The sequence below is a fragment of the Microbacterium deferens genome, assembly GCF_045517775.1.
GTDB lineage: Bacteria > Actinomycetota > Actinomycetes > Actinomycetales > Microbacteriaceae > Microbacterium.
Window position 1 is genome coordinate 342,451 of record NZ_JBEUWT010000002.1, and the last position, 22,006, is coordinate 364,456.

The 22,006-nt window shown below is 70.8% G+C and carries 19 protein-coding genes; 9 read left to right on the forward strand and 10 right to left on the reverse strand.

Translation table 11 applies throughout. The annotated features are described in order from the left end of the window. Positions 1–16: 16 nt before the first annotated feature. From pstB to pstS, 4 genes are all read right to left on the reverse strand, one after another. Complete coding sequence (gene pstB / locus ABTU82_RS11850) at positions 17–796, reverse strand: phosphate ABC transporter ATP-binding protein PstB (RefSeq protein WP_116647619.1); 780 nt, start codon at positions 794–796, stop codon at positions 17–19. Between the two features lie 19 nt (positions 797–815). Continuing rightward, positions 816–1,910: a phosphate ABC transporter permease PstA gene (pstA, locus tag ABTU82_RS11855; RefSeq protein WP_407173613.1), complete on the reverse strand. Its 1,095-nt coding sequence runs from the start codon at positions 1,908–1,910 to the stop codon at positions 816–818. A 1-nt stretch (position 1,911) separates the two neighbouring features. Beyond that, entirely contained in the window at positions 1,912–2,865 is a 954-nt protein-coding gene (pstC, locus tag ABTU82_RS11860) for a phosphate ABC transporter permease subunit PstC (protein ID WP_116647617.1), read from the reverse strand. 99 nt (positions 2,866–2,964) lie between these two features. Next, positions 2,965–4,068, reverse strand: a complete 1,104-nt coding sequence (pstS, locus tag ABTU82_RS11865) for a phosphate ABC transporter substrate-binding protein PstS (protein ID WP_116647616.1) — start codon at positions 4,066–4,068, stop codon at positions 2,965–2,967. 179 nt (positions 4,069–4,247) lie between these two features. Between pstS and ABTU82_RS11870 the strand changes: the two genes are divergently transcribed. The 4 genes from ABTU82_RS11870 (at position 4,248) to ABTU82_RS11885 (ending at position 11,804) form a co-directional block, all read left to right on the forward strand. Further along, on the forward strand, positions 4,248–8,228 hold the full coding sequence (locus ABTU82_RS11870) for a Pls/PosA family non-ribosomal peptide synthetase (protein WP_407173614.1): 3,981 nt from the start codon (positions 4,248–4,250) through the stop codon (positions 8,226–8,228). Positions 8,229–8,296: 68 nt separating this feature from the next. Next, a complete protein-coding gene (locus tag ABTU82_RS11875; protein WP_407173615.1) occupies positions 8,297–9,604 on the forward strand; it encodes a M1 family metallopeptidase in 1,308 nt (435 codons plus the stop codon). Between the two features lie 33 nt (positions 9,605–9,637). Further along, positions 9,638–10,255 carry a hypothetical protein gene (locus ABTU82_RS11880; RefSeq protein ID WP_133241731.1) on the forward strand — a complete coding sequence of 206 codons (618 nt, stop codon included), beginning with the start codon at positions 9,638–9,640 and terminating at the stop codon, positions 10,253–10,255. A 127-nt stretch (positions 10,256–10,382) separates the two neighbouring features. Further along, the gene (locus ABTU82_RS11885; RefSeq protein WP_407173616.1) at positions 10,383–11,804 is read left to right on the forward strand and encodes a PepSY-associated TM helix domain-containing protein; all 1,422 of its coding nucleotides are present in this window, start codon (positions 10,383–10,385) and stop codon (positions 11,802–11,804) included. A gap of 34 nt (positions 11,805–11,838) precedes the next feature. Here the strand turns inward: ABTU82_RS11885 and ABTU82_RS11890 are convergent, their stop codons facing one another. The 4 genes from ABTU82_RS11890 to ABTU82_RS11905 form a co-directional block, all read right to left on the reverse strand. Beyond that, positions 11,839–12,372 (reverse strand): 4'-phosphopantetheinyl transferase family protein, encoded by a 534-nt coding sequence (locus ABTU82_RS11890; RefSeq protein ID WP_116647612.1) that lies wholly within the window; start codon positions 12,370–12,372, stop codon positions 11,839–11,841. A gap of 2 nt (positions 12,373–12,374) precedes the next feature. After that, a complete protein-coding gene (locus tag ABTU82_RS11895) occupies positions 12,375–13,313 on the reverse strand; it encodes an NUDIX hydrolase (protein ID WP_116647611.1) in 939 nt (312 codons plus the stop codon). Next, positions 13,310–15,475, reverse strand: a complete 2,166-nt coding sequence (locus ABTU82_RS11900; protein WP_116647610.1) for an RNA degradosome polyphosphate kinase — start codon at positions 15,473–15,475, stop codon at positions 13,310–13,312. The genes ABTU82_RS11895 and ABTU82_RS11900 overlap by 4 nt, the downstream gene beginning before the upstream one ends. Before the next feature lie 61 nt (positions 15,476–15,536). Further along, positions 15,537–16,235, reverse strand: coding sequence for a response regulator transcription factor (locus ABTU82_RS11905; protein ID WP_116647609.1), 699 nt, complete (start codon positions 16,233–16,235; stop codon positions 15,537–15,539). Positions 16,236–16,341: 106 nt separating this feature from the next. Between ABTU82_RS11905 and ABTU82_RS11910 the strand changes: the two genes are divergently transcribed. From ABTU82_RS11910 to ABTU82_RS11925, 4 genes are all read left to right on the forward strand, one after another. After that, a complete protein-coding gene (locus ABTU82_RS11910) occupies positions 16,342–16,632 on the forward strand; it encodes a hypothetical protein (RefSeq protein WP_116647608.1) in 291 nt (96 codons plus the stop codon). Between the two features lie 129 nt (positions 16,633–16,761). Next, entirely contained in the window at positions 16,762–17,361 is a 600-nt protein-coding gene (locus tag ABTU82_RS11915) for a nitrobindin family protein (RefSeq protein ID WP_407173617.1), read from the forward strand. Continuing rightward, positions 17,361–18,467 (forward strand): CAF17-like 4Fe-4S cluster assembly/insertion protein YgfZ, encoded by a 1,107-nt coding sequence (gene ygfZ, locus ABTU82_RS11920; protein WP_407173618.1) that lies wholly within the window; start codon positions 17,361–17,363, stop codon positions 18,465–18,467. The genes ABTU82_RS11915 and ygfZ overlap by 1 nt, the downstream gene beginning before the upstream one ends. Continuing rightward, on the forward strand, positions 18,464–19,579 hold the full coding sequence (locus ABTU82_RS11925) for an FUSC family protein (RefSeq protein WP_407173619.1): 1,116 nt from the start codon (positions 18,464–18,466) through the stop codon (positions 19,577–19,579). Before ygfZ ends, ABTU82_RS11925 begins: the two co-directional genes overlap by 4 nt. Before the next feature lie 34 nt (positions 19,580–19,613). Here ABTU82_RS11925 and ABTU82_RS11930 read toward each other — a convergent pair whose 3' ends face one another. After that, positions 19,614–20,450 (reverse strand): class I SAM-dependent methyltransferase, encoded by an 837-nt coding sequence (locus tag ABTU82_RS11930; protein ID WP_407173620.1) that lies wholly within the window; start codon positions 20,448–20,450, stop codon positions 19,614–19,616. Between ABTU82_RS11930 and ABTU82_RS11935 the strand changes: the two genes are divergently transcribed. Then, on the forward strand, positions 20,449–21,198 hold the full coding sequence (locus ABTU82_RS11935; protein WP_116647604.1) for a phosphoglyceromutase: 750 nt from the start codon (positions 20,449–20,451) through the stop codon (positions 21,196–21,198). The genes ABTU82_RS11930 and ABTU82_RS11935 overlap by 2 nt on opposite strands. A gap of 64 nt (positions 21,199–21,262) precedes the next feature. On the opposite strand, the gene phoU is transcribed toward ABTU82_RS11935, so the two are convergent. After that, on the reverse strand, positions 21,263–21,934 hold the full coding sequence (gene phoU, locus ABTU82_RS11940) for a phosphate signaling complex protein PhoU (protein WP_407173621.1): 672 nt from the start codon (positions 21,932–21,934) through the stop codon (positions 21,263–21,265). Positions 21,935–22,006 lie beyond the last annotated feature (72 nt).

Consider the following 22,006-nt stretch of genomic DNA (forward strand, 5'->3'; position numbering starts at 1 on the left):
GTTCAGAGGGTGCGGATCAACCGAAGCGACCCGAGACGTAGTCCTCGGTGGCCTGCACCTTGGGCTGCGTGAAGATCGAGGAGGTGTCGTTGTACTCGATCAGCTTGCCGGGCTTGCCGGTGCCGGCGATGTTGAAGAACGCGGTCTTGTCCGACACGCGCGAGGCCTGCTGCATGTTGTGGGTCACGATGACGACCGTGTAGTCGTTCTTGAGCTCGGAGATGAGCTCTTCGATCGCGTAGGTCGAGATCGGGTCGAGAGCCGAGCAGGGCTCGTCCATCAGGATGACCTGGGGTGAGACGGCGATCGCGCGAGCGATGCACAGACGCTGCTGCTGCCCGCCCGAGAGGCCCGAGCCGGGCTTGTCGAGGCGGTCCTTGACCTCGTTCCAGAGGTTGGCGCCCTGCAGCGACTTCTCGACCAGAGCGTCGGCATCGGACTTCGAGATGCGCTTGTTGTTGAGCTTCACGCCCGCGAGCACGTTCTCCTTGATCGACATCGTCGGGAACGGGTTGGGGCGCTGGAACACCATGCCCACCTGACGGCGCACGAGCACCGGGTCGACACCGGGCCCGTAGAGGTCGTTGCCGTCGAGCAGCACCTTGCCCTCGACGCGGGCCTTCGGGATCACCTCGTGCATGCGGTTGAGCGTGCGGAGGAAGGTCGATTTGCCGCAACCGGAGGGACCGATGAAGGCCGTGACCGTGCGGGGCTCGATGTTGAGGGAGACGCCCTCGACGGCGAGGAAGTCGCCGTAGTAGACGTTGAGGTCGTTGACTTCGATGCTCTTGGACACTTCAGGCTTTCTTTTCGGTTCAGCGGCCGGTCTTGGGGGCGAACAGCTTGGCGATGACGCGCGCCACGATGTTGAGCACCATGACGATGACGATCAGCGCGAGGGCGGCTGCCCACGCGCGACCGACGAACGCCTCGGCCGGGATGCCCTGGTTCATGTACTGGGTGTAGGTGAAGACGGGCAGGCTCATCATGCGTCCGCTGAACAGGTCGTAGTTCATGGATGCTGTGGCGCCCGCGGTGATGAGCAGCGGAGCCGTCTCGCCGATCACGCGCGAGATCGACAGCATCACGCCCGTCGTGATTCCCGCGATGGCCGTCGGGAGGACGACCTTGGCGATCGTCAGCCACTTCGGCACGCCCAGCGCGTACGCCGCTTCGCGCAGCTCGTTGGGTACGAGGCGGAGCATCTCTTCGGTCGAGCGGACGACGACGGGGATCATCAGCACCGCGAGGGCCACCGCACCGACGATGCCGAGCCGGATGCCGGGGCCGAAGAACAGCGCGAAGAGGGCGTAGGCGAACAGGCCGGCGACGATCGACGGGATGCCCGTCATGACGTCGACGAGGAAGGTGATGCCCTTCGCGAGGCGGTTGTCCTTGCCGTACTCGATCAGGTAGATCGCGGTGAAGATGCCGATCGGGATCGAGATGACGGCCGCGGCGAGCGTGATGAGCAGCGTGCCGACGATCGCGTGGAGCGCACCGCCGCCTTCTCCCACCACGTTGCGCATCGAGGAGGTGAAGAACGTCGCCGTCCAGTTCGGGGCGCCGGCGACGATCACCGTGACCGCGACCGAGACGAGCGGAACCATGGCCACGGCGAAGGCGGCCGTGACGACGCCGGTCACGAGACGGTCGACGGCCTTGCGGCGGCCCTCGACGATGGCGGAGATCGTGAAGATCAGCACGAGGTAGAGGAGCGCGCCGAGCACGGCAGCCCCGGCGATGTTGAGGCCGGCGCCGGACGCACTGGCCATGATGCCGAACGCGGCGAAGGTGACGGCCAGGGAGCCGATCAGAAGCACCCAGGGCGACCAGCCCGGAAGGCGGCCGTTGGTCAGGCCGTCGGTCGAGACGGACGGCCGCGTGGGGGTCAGCGTTGTAGTCGACATGTCAGTTGGCCCCCGAGAATTCCTTGCGCCGGCTCACGATGTAGCGAGCGAGCGCGTTGACGGCGAATGTGACGACGAACAGCACGAGGCCGGTGGCGATGAGCACGTTCACGTTGAGCCCGTAGGCCTCGGGGAAGCTCAGCGCGATGTTCGCGGCGATCGTGTTGGGGTTGTCGGGGGTGAGGAGCGCGAAGGTCACGCCTCCCGAGACGGAGAGCACCATGGCGACGGCCATGGTCTCGCCGAGGGCGCGGCCGAGGCCGAGCATCGAGGCCGAGACGATACCGCTGCGGGCGAAGGGGAAGACCGCCATCCGCACCATTTCCCAGCGCGTCGAGCCGAGCGCGAGCGCGGCCTCTTCGTGCAGGTTGGGCGTCTGGAGGAAGATCTCTCGGCAGATCGCCGTGATGATCGGGGTGACCATGACCGCGAGCACGATGGCGGCGGTGAAGATCGTGCGGCCGGTGCTGGAGACGGGGCCTGCGAACAGCGGGAACCACCCGGCGTTGTCGACCAGCCAGGTGTAGACGGGCTGGACGGCCGGGGCGAGGACGCCGATGCCCCAGAGGCCGAAGACGACCGAGGGGACGGCGGCAAGGAGGTCGACGACGTAGCCGAGAGCCTGGGCGAGTCGGCGGGGCGCGTAGTGGGAGATGAAGAGAGCGACGCCGATCGACAACGGCACCGCCATGAGCAGCGCGAGAGCGGCTGCCCACACGGTGCCGAAGACGAGGGGGCCGACGTACGACCAGAAGTCGGCGGGGAGGATCGAGGCGTCCGCGTTCGTGGCGAACAACGCCGGGAGCGACTGCACGATCAGGAAGATGGCGACGGCGGCGAGGGTGACGAGGATCATCGAGCCGGCGAACAGCGCCGCTCCCGAGAACCATCGATCGCCCGGGCGGCTCTTCGCTTTCGGGGGCTCGGTCCTGGTGACCGCCGGTGTTGTGGTCATTGCTTCGATTCTCGGTCGGAGTCGGGTGTCGGGGAGGAGCGCTGCGGGCCTGAAGATGCCCGGTCCGACCTTACGGCCGGACCGGGCATCTGTGGGGTCTTACTTGATGGCGTCGATCGCCGTGGTGATCTGCTCGCGCAGGGTGTCGGAGATCGGCGAGCTGCCGGCGGCAGCGGCGACGGCGTCCTGGCCCTCTTCGCTGGCTGCGTAGGTGAAGAAGCCCTTCACGTTCGCGGCTGCGGCCTCGTCCTCGTAGTCGGCGCAGCCGATGAGGTAGCTGACGAGCACGATCGGGTAGGCACCGGCCGCGGTGGTGGTGCGGTCGATCTCGATGGCGATGTCGGTCGCGGCGCGACCCTCCGCCTCGGGCGAGGCGTCGACGACCGCCGCGGCGGCTTCGGGGGAGTAGGGGACGAACTCTTCGCCGACCTTGACCGCAACGGTGCCGAGGTCGCCGGCGCGCGAGGCGTCGGCGTAGCCGATGGTGCCCTGTCCGCCCTGGACGGCGCTGATGACGCCCGAGGTGCCGTTGGCGGCTTCTCCGCCGGAGAGCGGCCAGACGCCGTCGGGCTCACTGGTCCAGACCGAGGGGGCGGTTGCGAAGAGGTAGTCGGTGAAGTTCTCGGTGGTGCCCGAGTCGTCCGAACGGTGCACGGCGGTGATCGCGGTGCTCGGGAGCTCGACGCCGGCGTTCAACGCGGCGATGGCCGGGTCGTTCCAGGTCGTGATGGTGCCCGCGAACATGCCGGCCAGAGTGGCGGGGTCCAGGTTCAGCGAGTCGACGCCCTCGAGGTTGAAGACGACGGCGATCGGCGAGATGTAGGTCGGCAGCTCGACGAGGTCGGAGCCCTCGGCGCACGAGCCGAACGGGCCCTCTTCGATCTCCTCGGCGCTGAACGCGCGGTCGGAGCCGGCGAAGGCGAAAGCGCCCTCCTGGAACGACTCGCGGCCCGCGCCGGAGCCGGCGGCGTCGTAGTTGACCGTCAGCTCGGGGTTGGCCGTCTGGATGCCCGCGGTCCAGGTCTGGACGGCGACTTCCTGCGACGAGGCGCCGCCGCCGACGAGGGTGCCGGTGAGCGTGCCGGTGCTGGACGAGCTGTCGTTGCCGGAGTCGGCGGGAGCCTCGTTCGAGGCGCACCCGGCGAGGGCGAGGGCTGCGACAGCAGCCACGGCGCCGAACTGGGCGAAACGGTTGAGCTTCACGATGTGAATCCTTCGCGTGTGAGGGAAGAGAAGAACCCGGTGCAGGGTTCGAAACCCGGTGCAGGGTTCGTCGTGAACGCTAGACAGCGACTCTTAAGCAACCGGGCTGAAGAGGTGAACGGACGGTGAACAGGCCCGGGATTCCGCGGGTCTGGGGGCCGGTTCAATAGGCTGTGAAAATGCCCGTGACGGACTCTCCTCCCCTCGGCGCGCAGTCCGTGCTCGACCGCTCCGCCTCCGCACCCGCTCCGCGTACCCTCATCGACGTGCTGGCGGAGGTCGCCGCACGCCATCCCGAGGCCTCCGCCGTCGACGACGGATCGGGCGCGCTGAGCTACCGAGAGCTGCTGGCGCGCGTGTGGCAGACGGCCGCACGCCTGCACGAGGCGGGCGTCGAGCGTGGCGACCGTGTCGGGGTGCGGATGCCGTCTGGCTCGAAGGAGCTCTACGTCTCGATCCTCGGCGTGCTCGCCGCCGGTGCGGCCTACGTGCCGGTCGACGCCGACGACCCGGAGGAGCGCGCGCGCCTGGTCTTCGGGGAGGCGCGGGTCGCGGGCGTGATCACCGGCACCGGCGACTACACGCCGGCCGTGGACGACGACGATGCCGATGTCGCTGTCGAAGAGCTGCCGGTCTCCACGCTGTTCGCCGGAGATGCGCCGCATCCGAGCACCCGATCGACGCCCATCGTCGCCCCGCCCACGGTCGACGACGACGCCTGGATCATCTTCACCTCCGGGTCGACGGGAGTGCCGAAGGGGGTCGCGGTCTCGCACCGATCGGCGGCGGCGTTCGTCGACGCGGAAGCGCGCATGTTCCTGCAGGATGCTCCGCTCGGCCCGGGCGACCGGGTGCTGGCGGGCCTGTCGGTCGCGTTCGACGCGTCGTGCGAGGAGATGTGGCTCGCGTGGGGGCACGGTGCCTGCCTGGTGCCCGCGCCGCGCTCGCTCGTGCGGTCGGGCGAAGACCTCGCGCCGTGGCTGCTGCGTCAGGGCATCACCGTCGTCTCCACGGTGCCGACGCTCGCCGCGATGTGGCCGGGCGACGCGATCGAGAATGTGCGCCTGCTGATCTTCGGCGGTGAGGCGTGCCCGCCCGAGCTCGCGGCACGCCTGGTGGCCGAGGGGCGCGAGGTGTGGAACACCTACGGACCGACCGAGGCGACCGTCGTCGCGTGCGGCGCCCCGCTCGACGGATCCATGCCCGTCCGCATCGGTCTGCCGCTCGACGGGTGGGCGCTCGCGGTGGTCGACGACGCGGGCCACCGGGTCGCGGAGGGCGGCATCGGCGAGCTGATCATCGGCGGGGTGGGACTCGCGCGCTACCTCGACCCCGCGAAGGATCGCGAGAAGTACGCGCCCATGCCCACGCTGGGCTGGGACCGCGCCTACCGCTCGGGCGACCTGGTGCGTTTCGACCCCGAGGGCCTCGTCTTCCAGGGCCGCGCCGACGACCAGGTCAAGGTCGGCGGGCGCCGCATCGAGCTCGGCGAGGTCGAGTCGGCCCTGCAAGACCTGCCCGGGATCGCCGCCGCCACCGTCGCCGTGCGCCACACCGAGGCCGGCGTGCCGATCCTCGTCGGCTACCTCGTGACCGAAGGCGGTGCGGAGCTCGACCGCTCGGCCGCGCGGGCGGCGCTGGGCGAACGACTGCCGGCGGCGACCATTCCGCTCCTCGCCGTCGTCGACGAGCTGCCCGTGCGCACCTCGGGCAAGGTCGACCGCGCCGCCCTCCCGTGGCCGCTCCCGGGTGTGGACGCCCCGGTCGCCGTCGACTTCTCGCCCGCGGAGGCCTGGCTCGCCGAGCAGTGGCAGGCCGTGCTCGGCATGCCGGTGCCCGACCGCAAGGCCGACTTCTTCGACCTCGGCGGTGGCTCGCTCGCCGCAGCTCAGCTCGTGTCGCGCATCCGCGCGCGCGTGCCGGAGTTCTCGGTCGCCGACATCTACGACGTCCCCCGGCTCGGCGCGATGGCGAAGGCGCTCGGGCCGCTCGGCGATGACGACGCGAACGCGGGATTCCGCCGCCCGCTGCCGACACCGCGCGCGACGCAGTGGGCGCAGACCCTCCTCGGCGTTCCGCTGTTCATCCTCTCGGGCGTGCGCTGGCTGCTCTACCTGCTGACCGCCAGCGCCATCCTGCAGCTCGTGCCCGGCTTCGACGCTCTCCCGACCGCGCCGTGGCCGCTCATCGTGATCGGCCTCGTCGTGTTCGCGACGCCGTTCGGGCGCATGGCGATCGCTGCAGCATCCGCCCGGCTCCTGCTCGCCGGCCTCGTACCCGGCGACTACCCGCGCGGCGGCTCGGTGCACCTGCGGCTGTGGCTGGCCGAGCAGATCGCGGCCCAGGTCGATGCGGTCGGCCTCGCCGGCGCCCCCTGGGTGACGTACTACGCCCGCGCGCTCGGTGCCAAGATCGGCCGCGACGTCGACCTGCACACGCTCCCGCCGGTGACCGGCATGCTCGAGATCGGCGACCGCGCATCGATCGAACCCGAGGTCGACCTCACGGGGTACTGGATCGACGGCGACCTCGTGCGCATCGGACGAGTGCGCATCGGCGCCGAAGCCAGCATCGGCGCGCGCAGCACCCTCGCCCCGGGCACCCGGATCGGGCAGCGCGCCGAGATCGCGCCGGGCTCGGCCGTGTTCGGCCGCGTGCGCGCCGACCAGACCTGGGCGGGCTCTCCCGCTGTGCGGGTCGGCGGTGCGGGCGGCGGATGGCCGGCCGAGAGACCTCCGGCCGCTCACCGCTGGCTGTGGGGGTATGCCGCGTCGGCCGCCGCACTCGCGCTGCTGCCGCTGATCGCCTTCGCCGTCGGCGGGCTGGTGCTCGCGCAGGGCATGCGCGGCGCGGCAGACCTCGCCTCGGCGCTCGCCGCCGCCCTCGTGTGGCTCGTGCCGGCGGTGCTCGCGGTGGGGGTCGTCTTCGCGGGTTCGGTCGTCGTGCTCGTGCGGGTGCTGTCGATCGCCCTCCGCGAGGGGGTGCACCCCGTGCGCAGTCGTGTGGCCTGGCAGGCATGGACGATCGAGCGGCTGCTCGACGCGTCGCGCACGATCCTCTTCCCGCTGTATTCCAGTCTGTTCACCCCGGTGTGGCTCAGGATGCTGGGAGCCCGCGTGGGCCGCGACGTGGAGGCATCGACGGTTCTGCTGATCCCGTCGATGGCGCGGATCGAGGACGGCGCCTTCCTCGCCGACGACACGATGGTCGCCTCCTACGAGCTGCACTCCGGATGGCTGCGGATCGGTCCCGTCCGGATCGGCAAGCGCGCCTTCCTCGGCAATTCCGGCATGGCGGCGCCCGGTCATCGCGTGCCGCGCGACGGTCTCGTCGCGGTTCTGTCTTCGGCGCCGATCAAGGCGAAGGCGGGGTCGTCGTGGCTGGGTTCGCCCGCCGTGCGGCTGCGGCGCCTCTCGGCCGCCGGCGACGAATCGCGCACGTACCGCCCGACGCCGGGCCTGCGCGTGGCCCGGGCACTGTGGGAGATCTGCCGCGTCGTGCCGGTCTTCGTCACGTGCGCGATCGGTGTGCTGGTGCTGTTCGCCCTCGCGGCGCTGTGGGATTCTCTCGGCCCCGTCGGTGCGCTCCTGCTGTCGGGGGTCGTGATGCTGGCTGCCGGTGCGGTGGCGGCGACGGCGTCGACCCTGGCCAAGTGGATCATCGTCGGTCCGATCCGTGCGGGCGAGCAGCCGCTCTGGTCGAGCTTCGTGTGGCGCACCGAGGTGTCGGACACCTTCACCGAGATGGTGGCCGCACCGTGGTTCGCCCGCGCCGCGACGGGAACCCCGGCCCTGGCGATGTGGCTGCGATCGCTGGGCGCGAAGATCGGCACGGGCGTCTGGTGCGAGAGCTACTGGCTGCCCGAGCCCGACCTCGTGACGCTCGGCGATGCCTCGACCGTGAACCGCGGATGCGTCGTGCAGACGCACCTCTTCCACGACCGGATCATGAGCATGGATGCGGTGGAGCTCGAGGCGGGGGCGACCCTCGGCCCGCACAGCGTGGTGCTGCCGGCCGCGGCGATCGGCGCTCACGCGACGGTCGGGCCGGCGTCGCTCGTCATGCGCGGCGAGACCGTCCCGGTCGGATCGCGGTGGAGCGGAAACCCGATCGGTCCGTGGCGCGCGGTCAAGGCCCGCGCCTACCAGTCGACACAATGACAGGCTGGGGTGAACACCAGAGAACGGCTCCGCACGCCCGGCGCCACGGACACCCCGACAGAGGCCCAGTGACAGAGCTCGCGCACGACCCGTACATGCCCCAGAGCGGCGATCCGACGTTCGGCGTCGAGTCGTACGACCTGCGGATCGGTTACCGCGTGCGAACCAACCGCCTGGAGGGGGTGGCGACCCTCCACGCGGTCGCCCACGTCGCTCTTCGGGCGTTCACGCTCGACCTGGTGGGGCTTCGCGCGACGCGGGTGCGCGTGAACGGCGAGGCGAGAACGTCATACCGCCCCGGACCCCGCAAGCTCCGCGTCGTGCCCGTCGCCCCGATCGCCGCGGGGGAGCGCTTCACCGTGGAGGTCGTCTACGCCGGGCAGCCCGCGCCTCGTCGCTCCCGATGGGGCGCCATCGGCTGGGAGGAGCTCGACGACGGGGCGCTCGTCGCCGCTCAGCCCACGGGAGCCCCGACGTGGTTCCCGTGCAACGACCGGCCCGCCGACCGTGCGCGCTACCGGCTCGAGATCACGACCGAGGACGGCTACGAGACCGCCGCGACCGGCACGCCGAGTGCGCCCGTGCGCCGCGGCGGAACGGTCACCACGACCTTCGCCTCCGACACCCCGACCGCGACCTATCTCGCGGCCGTGCACATCGGCCGCTACCGCACGACACCCCTCGCGGGCACGGGAGTCGCCGCCGTTCCCACGGTGCGCGTGAGCGCACCGCCGGCCCTCCGCGAGGCGGTCGCGTCGGCCTTCGCCGACGTGCCGCGCATGCTGCGCGTGTTCGGCGAGGCGTTCGGACCCTACCCGCAGACCGATTGCGCACTCGTGGTCACAGACGACGTGCTCGAGATCCCGCTCGAGGCGCAGGGGCTTGCCGTCTTCGGTTCCAACCATCTCGCGCCCGCGTCGCAGCGACTCGTCGCCCACGAGCTCGCCCACCAGTGGTTCGGCAACAGCGTCGGGCTCGCGCGCTGGGAAGACATCTGGCTCAACGAGGGCTTCGCCTGCTACGCCGAATGGGTGTGGTCGGAAGCATCCGGTTCCACCAGTGCCGCCGCGCTCGCCGCGTCGTACCACGCCCGTCTCGCCGCCGAACCGCAGGATCTCGTTCTGGCCGACCCCGGACCCGACCGCATGTTCGACGACGTCGTCTACAAGCGCGGCGCGCTGACCCTCCACGCGCTGCGCACGCTCCTGGGCGACGAGACGTTCTTCCGGATGCTGCGCGACTGGACCGCGGTGAATCGGCACCGCACCGTGGTGACCGACGACTTCCGCCGCGCGGTCGCGACGGCCGGCGGAGCCGCCGCGGTGGCGCAGCTGGGCGCGTGGATCGACAGGACGCCGTTGCCGCCGCTCGGCTGAGTGCGGCGTCGGCGTACTGCCAGAATGGACGCCATGCGACGGTTGCGAGTGTCTCGCCTCGTGCGCGGGTCGCTCGCGGCGTGCGTGGCGACCTTCGTCGCCCTCCTCTCGCATGTGTCGGCCGGAGGCGCGATGCCGGGCTGGATCGGCATCGTCGTGCCGCTCATGATCTCGGTGCCGGTCTGTGTCGTCCTCGCCGGTCGCAGCCTCTCGGCGGTGCGTCTGGGGCTCGCCGTCGGCATCAGTCAGACGCTGTTCCACACGCTGTTCGTGCTCGGAACCTTCGCGCCCTCCAGCGGCGTGGCGACGAACCGCGCCCATGTGCACCAGGTGGGCCTGAGCATGCCGATGGATGCCGCGGCCGAGACGGTCGTCACCGGTGCCGGCGCGGCGATGTGGCTCGCGCACGCGATCGCCGCGATCGTCACCGTCGCAGCGGTTCACCGCGGTGAGGCCACCGGGCGACGGCTCATCGAGCTCGCCCGCCGACTCCTGTCGTGGGTGCGCCGCCGCATCCTGACTCCCTCGATCTTCTCGCCCCCGGTGCCCCGCCTCGTGCGGGCGGGGGTCGTCTCGGTACGACCGGCCCTGTCGGTCGTCGTCGTCGCGTCATCGCGCCGGAGGGGTCCGCCCGTCGTCCCCGCGGTCTGAGCACGGCAACGCCGCGCACCGACCCTTCGACGACCCCTTCTTCTGCGATCGACGCGTCCGCTCCGCGTGCTCCCTCACGGGTGTGCGCGGCGCCGTCGTCGACGACCCCGAAACGAGAGACCTCCCCATGACCACGACACTCGCGCGCCCCGACGGCGGGGCGCTTCCCGAGGCGAAGAAGCAGAAAGGCTGGTTCGGCCAGCTGCTGCTCCGCCTGCACTTCTACGCCGGCATTCTCGTCGGCCCGTTCATCTTCGTCGCCGCCGTGAGCGGCGCCCTCTACGCCCTGACCCCGCAGGTCGAGCAGGTCGTCTACGACCATGAGCTGCGCGCACCGGTCACCGGCACCTCGCTGACCCTCGGCGACCAGATCGAGATCGCCGAGGCGTATATCGGCGACGCCGCCGCGCTCTCGGCGGTGCGGCCGGCCCCCGAACCCGGCGACACCACCCGCATCCTGTTCGCGCAGGACGGACTCGGCGAGAGCGAGTCGCGCGCGGTCTTCATCGACCCCGGCACGGGGCAGATCCGTGGCGACCTCGTCGTCTACGGCACCAGCGGGGCACTGCCCTTGCGCACCTGGGTCGATCAGTTGCACCGCAACCTCAATCTCGGCGAACCCGGTCGGTACTACAGCGAGCTCGCGGCATCCTGGCTCGGCGTCGTCGCGCTCGCGGGTCTCGCTCTGTGGATCATCCGCGTCCGTCGCTCGAAGACCAAGAAAGACTTCGTGCGCCCCAATCGCGCGTACCGCGGATACCGCCGGGTGTTCTCGTGGCACACCTCCGTCGGCATCTGGGTGCTGGTGGGCGCGCTCTTCCTCTCCGCCACGGGCATCACCTGGTCGGCCTACGCGGGCGCGAACGTCACCGACCTCCGGGCGGCGCTGGACTGGGGCACCCCCTCGGTGAGCACGAGCCTCTCGGGTGAGGCGGACGCCGGCGGCGGAGAGCACGCCGACCACCACGGCGGGGGGAGCGCCCCGACCGGTGGCGCCGACCCCGCGACGTTCGACGCCGTCCTCGCCGTCGCGCAGGGCGTGAACGTCAACACCGGCCGCGTGGAGATCACACCTCCCGCCGAGCCCGGCACGGCCTGGGTGGTCAAGGAGATCCAGCGCAGCTTCCCCACGGAGGTCGACGCCGTCGCGGTCGACGGCTCCACCCTCGAGGTGGTCGACCGCGTCGACTTCGCGCAGTTCTCGCTCCCCGCCAAGCTCGCGCGCTGGGGCATCGACATCCACATGGGCTCGATGTTCGGCCTCGTCAACCAGATCGTGATGTTCGTCATCGCCTCGGGGATCGCCGCGATGGTCGTGCTCGGCTACGCGATGTGGTGGAAGCGGCGCCCCACGCGCACGGGTGCTCTCGTCGGCACGCCCCCGCGTCGCGGCGCACTGCGGGGCGCACCGTGGTGGGGCCTCGTCGCCGTGATCGTCGGCGCGGTCGCCGTCGGGCTCTGGTTGCCGTTCGTCGGCTACACGCTGGCGGCGTTCGTCGTGATCGACGTCGTCGTCGGATGGTGGCAGCGCTCGAGAACCCGCGCCTGACCACCGCTGACGGTCGGGACGCGTGTCCCGGCCGTCAGCCCGACGTCGTCGCGAAAGCGGCGGAGAGCACGATCCCGGTCGGCCCGTCGAGGTCGACGCCGGAGAGCGCGAACGCCCGGCCGGGCACGCGGGCGGTCCACGACGCGGCCGTACCGACCACGTCGACCAGAGCGGGGTCGAGGCGGAGCCCCCGTCCATCGGCCTTGAGGGTCGCCTCGACGCGCGTCCACGCGCGAACGTCGGCGGGCCGCTCGCCGAGCACGCCCGCGAGGCCGACCGCGTCGCGGCGCGGATCGTCGACGAGCTCGGCGTCGATGCCGACGGCCGCGGCCTCCGCGCGCGAGACGACGGCGACGACCGCATGGTCGCCGGCGTAGGTGACGGATGCTTCGAACTCCGCGCCGGCGATGCGCACCGGCCCGTGGTCGCCGCCGCAGCGCGCGCATCGGTTCGACAGCGCGGCCCCGGGCACGAGGTCGCGGATCAGCTCCCAGGCCGCCGTGCGCCGCGCGAGGCCGGCCGGCACGCGGCCCCACGCGAGGCGGAGCGACGTGGGGGCACCCGTCATCGCTAGAGCCTCGGGTCGTGCGTCTCGATCGAGACGATGCCCGCGCCGGGGTTGTCGACCGACAGATGCGCCACCGAGAAGGCCGCGGTGTCCAGCGTGGATGCGCTGCCGAGATAGGCGCCGGGGCGGGTGCCCGTGGCCGCCGCCAGCTCCGACAGGATGTCGGGGAGCACCGGTCCGTGGCTGCACAGCACGACGGGCTTGCGCGCGCGAACTCGCTCGACGACGACGGTGCGGGGGTCTGACACGCCGTCCGACCACGCCTGCTCGCTGATGAGGTCGGAGCGGTCGACGCGGCGTCCCAGAGCGGCCGAGAGCGGCATGACCGTGCGGATGCATCGTTCGGCGGGGCTGGAGACGATGCGCCGCACCCCGAACGCCAGCAGCGGTCCGACGATCGCGTTGGACTGGCGCCGACCGCGGGTGTTCAGCGGACGTGCCGCGTCGTCGCCGTCCCAGTCCTCCCTCGCCTTCGCCTTGGCGTGGCGCAGCACGACGAGGGGGAACGTGCGCAGCACGCCACCGTCGACGAGCGCGGTGAACGCGTCGAGGATCTCGATGTCGACGGGGTAGCTCAGCCGTGCGCGGGCCTTCTTGACGCTCATCCACTCGACGGCGGAGACCTCTTTGTTGGGAACGAACGATGTCGAGCGCACCGCCGCATCCGTCGCCTCGGTCGCCCAGTAGTGCACGATCTTCGTGCGGCCGTTGGGCATCGCGTAGCGCGAGACCCCCACGGGTGCTCCGAGAGCGACGCGCAGGCCCGTCTCTTCGCGGATCTCGCGCACGGCGGCCTCGGCGAGCGTCTCGCCCGGCTCGAGCTTGCCCTTGGGCAGCGTCAGGTCGCGGTACCGCGTGCGCGTGATCAGCAGCACGCGCAGCTTTCCGTCGACCACTCGCCACACCACACCGCCGGCGGCATAGACAGCGGTCTCGGTCATCGAACCGCCCGGGCCCGGCGCCGACGCTGCACGTTCACCATCGTCTTGTCCTGCATGTCCACGAGGGGTCGGCCGTCGGCGTCCACGCTCCGACGGATCCACTCGCCGTCGGCCCGAAGGTGCCACGAGCTGGTGCCGTCGCTCATGGCGAGGTCGAAGAGGGCGCTCAATTCGAGCAACTGTGCGGGATCGATGACGCGCACGAGCGCCTCGACGCGGCGGTCGAGGTTGCGGTGCATCATGTCGGCGCTGCCGATGTACACCTGCGGATCGCCGTCGTTCTCGAAGGCGAAGATGCGCGAGTGCTCGAGGTAGCGCCCCAGGATGCTGCGCACCGTGATGTTCTCGCTGAGTCCGGGCACGCCCGGCTTGAGTGAACAGATGCCCCGCACCCACACCTCTACCTTCACGCCGGCCTGGCTCGCGCGATACAGCGCGTCGATGATCTGCTCGTCGACCATCGAGTTGACCTTGATCCGCACGCGCGCGGGCTTGCCCGCCTGGGCGTTGTCGCGCTCGCGCTCGATGAGGCGTACGAGCCCCTTGCGCAGGTGGAGGGGGGCCACCAGCAGGCGCTTGAACTTCTTCTCGATCGCGTAGCCGCTCAGCTCGTTGAACAGGCGCGTGAGGTCGCGGCCGACCTGGTCGTCGACGGTGAAGAGGCCGAAGTCCTCGTAGATGCGGCTGGTCTTGGGGTTGTAGTTGCCCGTGCCGACGTGGCTGTAGTGGCGCAGCACGCCCTCTTCCTCGCGGATGACGAGGGCGAGCTTGCAGTGGGTCTTGAGTCCCACGAGGCCGTAGACCACGTGGACGCCGGCCTTTTCGAGCTTGCGGGCCCAGACGATGTTGTTCGCCTCGTCGAAACGCGCCTTCACCTCGACGAGGGCGAGCACCTGCTTGCCGGCCTCGGCGGCGTCGATGAGCGCCTGCACGATCGGGCTGTCTCCCGACGTGCGGTACAGCGTCTGCTTGATGGCGAGCACGTGAGGGTCGCGTGCGGCCTGCTCGAGGAAGGCCTGCACGCTCGTTGCGAACGACTCGTACGGGTGGTGCACCAGCACGTCGGCCGATCGGATCGCGGAGAACAGGTCGGCCCGGCCGTTCTGCTCGCCCGGCTGGAAGGCCGCGGCGGTCTTGGGCACGTGGGGCGGGTAGTGCAGATCGGGCCGGTCGATCTTCGACAGGTCGAACAGGCCGCGCAGGTCGAGCGGGCCGGGGAGGCGGTAGACCTCCTGCTCGGTGATATCGAGCTCGGTGATGAGCAGATCGAGGGTGAGATCGTCCATGTCGTCGGTGATCTCGAGGCGGATCGGCGGCCCGAACCGGCGCCGCAGCAGCTCGGCTTCGAGGGCCTGGATGAGGTTCTCTGTCTCATCCTCCTCGATCGTCATGTCTTCGTTGCGGGTGAGCCGGAAGGCGTGGTGGTCGAGCACCTCCATGCCGGGGAACAGGTGCCCCAGGTGGTTGGAGATGAGCTCTTCGAGCGGCAGGTAGCGCACCCGGTCGCTCGCCGCGACCTTGACGAAGCGGGGGAGCATCGGCGGCACCTTCAAGCGCGCGAACTCCTGACGACCGGTGCGGGCGTTGCGCACCCGGATGGCGAGGTTCAGCGACAGGCCCGAGATGTAGGGGAACGGGTGCGCGGGATCGACGGCGAGCGGCATGAGCACGGGGAAGACCTGCGTCTGGAAGTACTCGGTGAGCGTCTCGCGGTCGCCGTCCTCGAGCGAGTCCCAGGTGACGACGTCGATGCCCGAGTCGGACAGCGCCGGGCGCACCAGGTCGTTCCATGCCGCGGCATGGCGCAACTGCAGCGCGTGCGCGTCGGCCGAGATGTCGGCGAGCACCTCCTGCGGCGCGCGTCCGACGTTCGTCGGCACGGCGAGACCGGTGAGGATGCGGCGTGCGAGACCCGCGACGCGCACCATGAAGAACTCGTCGAGGTTGCTGGCGAAGATCGCCAGGAAGTTCGCCCGTTCCAGGGTGGGGAGCGTCGGGTCTTCGGCCAGCTCGAGAACGCGCTGATTGAAGGCCAGCCAGCTCAGCTCGCGGTCGAGGTAGCGATTCTCGGGAAGCTGGGCGTCGGCCGCCTCGACCGCTTCGTCGAAGTCGTCGTCATCCGCGTCGCCGAGACCTGAATCGAGCGCGTCGTCCTGGATCATTCCCTCATCATGGCAGGGCGAGGTGACACCCGCGTGAACGGGCCGACGGCTTTTCGAGCGCCTACGAGGCTCCCGGTGCTGCCGCGCCGGGAGGAACGTCGTCTTCGTACACGTTGAACCGGTAGCCGACGTTGCGCACCGTGCCGATGAGCTGCTCGAGATCGCCGAGCTTCGCGCGCAGGCGTCGCACGTGCACGTCGACCGTGCGGGTGCCGCCGAAGTAGTCGTAGCCCCAGACTTCGCTCAGCAGCTGCTCGCGCGTGAACACCCGGGAGGGGTGCGTGGCGAAGAAGTGCAGCAGCTGGAACTCCTTGTAGGTGAGGTCGAGCGGCTTGCCGTGCACCTTCGCCGAGTACGACGACTCGTCGATCGTGATGCCGGAGGTCTGGATGCGGCTGGAGACCTGCTCCTTCGCCATCCGACCGACGGCGAGCCGGATGCGCGCGTCGACCTCGGCGGGTCCGGCCGTCATCAGGATGACGTCGTCGACGCCCCAGTCGGTCGAGACCGCGGTGAGTCCGCCTTCGGTGACGACCAGCACGAGCGGGGCGTCGAGCCCCGTGGTGTTCAGGATCTTGCAGAGCGACTTCGCGCCGACGAGGTCGGCGCGCGCGTCGATGAACACCACATCGGCGCTGGGGGCGTTCACCAGTTGCGCCGGTTCGGCAGGGATCTGCCGAACGCGATGACTGAGGAGTTCGAGCGCGGGCAGCACGGAGCTGCCGCCGGGGGCGGAACTCAGAACGAGAAGCTGTGCCAACAGGGACCTCCGCGTCGCGTTCCCCGCGACGTGCCCATCCTAGGGCGACTCGGGCGAACCGGTGTTCGCGGGTGCGCGCGGGCGCCGCGTAAGCGAGAATGTCGAAATGCCCGGTCCTGAACTCGCACCTCGCCGCACGGTCGGCGGGGTGATCGCCGTCTGGGTGGCCGCCGCCCTCGCCGGGATCGCGATCGGAATCTTCGTGCCCGCCGACGATCGAGCCGCCTGGCTCACCGTCGGACTCGCCGCAAGCCTCGTGCTGGCTTTCACCATCCAGCTGTCGTACGGCCGTTCGCAGCAGTTCGTCGAGCGGGTCGCCGCGAGCGTGCTCGGGGCACTCGTCGTGCTGGGCGTCATCAGCGCGGGCTTCGGGCTCGCCGCGATCGTTCCCGGATAGACTGCACGCATGGACCTCCTCGCGCTCGAACTGTTCTTCGTGGGCCTGCTGGGCTTGGCCTCGCTCGCCATCGCTTTCGTCTCGGTGGTCGTCGTGAAGAACCTGTACCGCGGTCAGCGCTGATAGAACGTGTTCGACCTTCCCACCGACCTCCCCGCAGACCTCGCGCCGCTCTCCTGGCTGGTCGGCGTCTGGGAGGGGACGGGCGTGCTCGACTACGAAGCATCCGGGCACACCTATGCCGGCGAGTTCGCCCACCGGGTGAGCTTCAGCCATGACGGCGGTTCGTACTTGAACTATTCGGCCAGCGCGTGGCTGCAGTCCGGCGACGCGACCACACCGCTCGTGTCCGAGATGGGCTACTGGCGTCTGAGTCGTCCCGCCACCGACGCCGACGCGGGGCCGGGTCTCCTTCCGGCACGCGAACCCGCCACGGCCCGCACCGTCGACGACGTCGAAGCGCTCCGCAACGCCGAGGGCGGGTTCGACATCGAGGTCTCGCTCGTGCACGCCGACGGGGTGCACGAGCTGTACCTCGGTCAGGTGCGCGGACCCCGCATCGATCTCTCGACCGACGCCGTGGTGCGTGCGGCCGGTGCGAAGGACTACGTCGCCGCCACCCGCATGTACGGGCTCGTCGATGCCCATCTGCTCTGGGCGTGGGACATCGCTGCCTTCGGCCAGGAGGTGCGCTCGCACGCCTCAGCGCGTCTGGCGCGGGTCGACTGATGGCCACCGACTACTCCGGCGTTGCGGGCGCCGTCGCCGACGAACGGGGCCTGCGTCACGTGGGCGGTCCGCTCGCCGAGCAGCGCGCGCTCGTCGCGGGCCGCGCCGTCGCCCCGCTGGGCGATCGCCGCGTGCTCACGGTCTCGGGCGAAGACAGGCTGAGCTGGCTCGACTCGCTGTCGTCGCAGTCGCTGACCCATCTGGCGCCCGGCGTCGGCACCGAGACACTGATCCTCGACCCGCAGGGCCGGGTCGAGCACGCTGCATCCGTCGTCGACGACGGCGAGACGGCGTGGCTGCTCGTGGACGACTCGGATGCTGCGGCCCTGGCGACCTGGCTCACGAAGATGCGCTTCCGGCTGCGCGTCGAGGTGCGCGACCGCTCCGACGACCTGGCGCTCGTGGGCGGCACCGCAGCGGCCGTCGCCGCCCTGGCCGCGGTCGGTCCGACGGGCACCCCCGTGCGCTGGCGCGACCCGTGGCCCGACGTCTCGCCGGGAGGCTGGGGCTATGCGGCCGTCGAGCCGCACCCCGGTGCCGATCGCGACTGGACCGAGGCCGTCGTCACCCTCGCCGAGCTCGACGAGATCGTCGCCTCGGCCGCGCGCGGCGAGATCGCCCTGGCCGGCCGTGACGCCGTCGATGCGCTCCGTGTCGCCGCCTGGCGGCCCCGAGTGAGCGCCGACGCCGACGAACGCGCCCTCCCGCACGAGCTCGACTGGATGCGCACCGCCGTCCACCTGTCGAAGGGCTGCTACCGCGGACAGGAGACCGTCGCCAAGGTGCACAACCTCGGGCATCCGCCGCGCCGTCTCGTCGCTCTCCAGCTCGACGGGAGCGACAGCGTGCTGCCCGCGCCGGGCGACGTCGTCCGGGCGGGGGAGAACGAGGTCGGGGCGATCACGTCCGTCGCTCTCCACTACGAGGACGGCCCCATCGCCCTGGCGATCGTGAAGCGCTCGGCGCCCACCGACGTCGACCTCGTCGTCGAGACGAGCGACGGTCCGGTCTCGGCCGCCCAGGAGGTCGTCGTTCCGCGCGACGCGGGGGCCACGGCATCCGTTCCCCGTCTTCCTCGGCTGGGGCGGCGCGCCGCTTCGTCGTGAGCTCCGCGAACGAGCCCGCACCGACGACGGGAGTCGTCACGACGGGGTGGCGGTCGAGACTCGATCTTCGTCCTCGCCTGTTCCGGGTGCGCGACTCGGGAGCCGCGATCATCCAGATCGTGCTCGCCGCCACCGGCGCCTACACCTTCGCCCACCTCGTCCTGGGTCACGCGCTGCCGCTCGTCGCCGCGACCGTCACCGTGTCGAGTCTCGGGCTCGTGCGCGACGCGCGACCGCGACGGGTCATCGAAACGGTCGCCGGGATGCTGGTGGGCATCCTCATCGCCGAGGTCATCGTGCTCGTCGCCGGCGGCGGCTGGTGGCAGATCGCGCTCGCGTTGGGCACGACCCTGATCGTCGCCCGGTTTCTCTCGGCGCAGCCCGGCTTCGCCATCGCGGCGGCCATTCAGGCGCTCATCGCCCTCACCGTCGGTGTCGGAGCGCCGCCGTTCCTGCGGCTGCTCGACGGCATCGTCGGAGGGATCGCGGCGCTACTCGTGACCGCCCTCGTGCCCCGCAGCGGGCGTCGGCCGGAGCTGCGCGACGCGGCCACCCTCTTCGCCGGGGTGGACAGTGCCATCTCCACGCTCGTGCAGGCGCTGCGACGGGGCGACCGGTTGCGCGCCGATCGCGGCCTCGAGAAGGCGCGCGCACTCCAGGCGGCGGTCGACCAGTGGCGCACATCGCTCGAGTCGGGGCTCGCGATCGCCCGCATCTCGCCCTTCCTGCACCGCGAGCGCTCGGAGCTCGCGCGACACGAACGCATGCGCCAGTCGATGGATCTCGCGACCCGCAACCTGCGGGTCGTCGCCCGCCGCATCTCGTATCTCGTCGACGACGGCCAGCCCCGGGAGGTCGCCGCCGATCTCCTCGCCGAACTCGGTCGCGCCGCGCGGCTCGTCGCCGACTCCCTCGACGACATCTCGGTGGAGCCCGCCGCCCGGGCGGTGATCGTCGGCATCGCCGCCCGGCTCGACCCCGCCGCGATGCTGCCCGGGGCGGGCCTCGGCGACCACAACCTGATCGCGGCGCTCAGGCCGCTCGCGGTAGACCTCCTCACCGCGACCGGCATGCCGCCGGGGGATGCCCGGGCGATCATCCCGCGCATCTGACCCGGCGTGCGGCTCGCCGAGGCCGTCGCAGCGTTCAGCGGGGCGCGACCGCGTGCCAGGGCACGCCGACCTCGCCGAGGCGCCATCGCGAGCGCTCGAGCAGCGGCCATCCCGCGTCCGCGACGGCGGCGAGGGCCGTACGCCATCGCGAGACGGGGCCGAACGCCGACTGCGCGGCAGCGCGCTCCCATTCGCGGTCGAGGGCGGCGAGCAGATCGTGCACGCGCTCGCCGGGCACGTTGCGGTGGATGAGGGCCTTGGGCAGCCGCTCGGCGGCGATCGACGGCTGCTGCAGCCCGGCCAGACGCAGCGACAGGGTCAGGCTCCGCGGTGCGGCGTCGTGGCCGACCTCGACCCAGGTCATCACGCGGCCGATCTCGTCGCACGTGCCCTCGACGAGCATCCCGCCGGGCGCGAGACGTGAGGCCATGCGTCCCCACGCGTCGGAGACGTCGCCTTCGTCGTACTGGCGCAGCACGTTCATCGCGCGGATGACGGCAGGACGCCGCCCGGCGGGCAGCGGAACCTCGAACCCGCCGCGCGCGAACGACACCCCCGTGATGCCCGATGCGTCGAGCTGCGCCCGCGCTCGCGCCACGCGCTCCGGATCGATCTCGAGGCCGCGAACCTCGACATCGGGGCGCACGCGGGCCAGCCGCTGCGTCAGCTCGAGCGTCGTCACCGCGCTGGCGCCGAAGCCGAGATCGACCACGAGCGGGTCATCGGTTCGTCGCAGCACCCGGTGCCGGGCGATCCATCGATCGACCCGCCGCAGCCGATTCGTACCGGTGGTGCCGCGGGTGATCTGACCGACCGGCGACGCCCCCACATCCCCAGTGTGCCAGGGCCGCTCTCGATAGGATGGCGGCATGACCGCGCCATACACGCTGATCCTCCTCCGACACGGCCAGAGCGAGTGGAACAAGACCAACCAGTTCACCGGTTGGGTCGACGTCCGTCTCACCGAACAGGGCAAGACCGAGGCCGCCCGCGGCGGCGAACTGCTGGCCGAATCGGGGCTGCTGCCCGATGTGCTGCACACGTCGGTGCTCAGCCGCGCGATCCAGACCGCCAACATCGCGCTCGACGCGGCCGACCGGCTGTGGATCCCCGTGAAGCGGTCGTGGCGTCTCAACGAGCGCCACTACGGCGCCCTCCAGGGCAAGGACAAGGCCCAGACACTCGAAGAGTTCGGACCCGAGCAGTTCAAGCTCTGGCGTCGCTCGTTCGACGTTCCGCCGCCGGCCCTCCCCGCCGACGACGAGTACAGCCAGGTCGGCGACCCCCGCTACGTCGGCATCGACGGCGAGGTGCCCCACACCGAATCGCTCAAGCTCGTCATCGACCGCATGCTCCCGTACTGGGAAGACGCGATCGTCCCCGACCTGCGCGCCGGCAAGACGGTGCTCGTCACCGCCCACGGTAATTCGCTGCGGGGCCTCGTCAAGAAGCTCGAGGGCATCAGCGACGACGACATCGCCGAGTTGAACATCCCCACCGGCATCCCGCTCGTCTACCGTCTCGACGAGAACCTCGAGCCCGTCGGCAAGGGCGAGTACCTCGACCCGGAGGCCGCCGCCGCCGGCGCCGCGGCCGTGGCCGCACAGGGCAAGGGCTGACCCGAGGCTGAAACGACGAAGAGCGGATGCTGCGCAGCATCCGCTCTTCGTCGTTCGAGCGTCGTTACATGGGGAGCGTCACCGAGTCGTCGGCGCCCGCCCAGTCGCCGGTGGCGAGGTAGACGACCCGCTTGGCGACGGAGACCGCGTGGTCGCCGAAGCGCTCGTGGTAGCGGCTGGCGAGGGTCGCGTCGACCGTTGCGGTGGCCTCGCCCGTCCAGCCTTCGCCGAGCACCTTCTCGAACACGCTGAGGTGCAGGTCGTCGATGGCGTCGTCGTCGTTGCGGATCTCTTCCGCGATGGAGAGGTCTTCGGTGCGCAGCAGCTCGGTGAGCTTCTTCGCGACTGTCACGTCGAGCTCGCCCATGCGGGTGAAGGTCGACTTGAGGCCCTTGGGGATGGCGCGCTCGGGGAAGCGCGAACGCGACAGCTGGGCGATGTGCTCGGCGAGGTCGCCCATGCGCTCGAGCGAAGCGCTCACGCGCAGCGCAGTGACCACGATGCGCAGATCACGGGCGACGGGCTGCTGGCGGGCGAGGATCTCGATGGCGAGCTCGTCGAGGGCTGCAGCCTTCTCGTCGATGATCGCGTCGGCCTCGATGACGGCTTCGGCGAGGCCGACGTCGCTCGTGGAGAACGATTGGGTGGCCTTCTCGATGGCGACCGTGACGAGTTCGGCGATCTCGACGAGTCGTGCTTGCACGTCCTCGAGGGACTGGTGGAATACTTCACGCATTGCGGCAACCTTCCTGATTCGCAGGCACGCCGGTGCATCCCGCTACCCAGGCGATTTTCCCCAGCCGAGGTT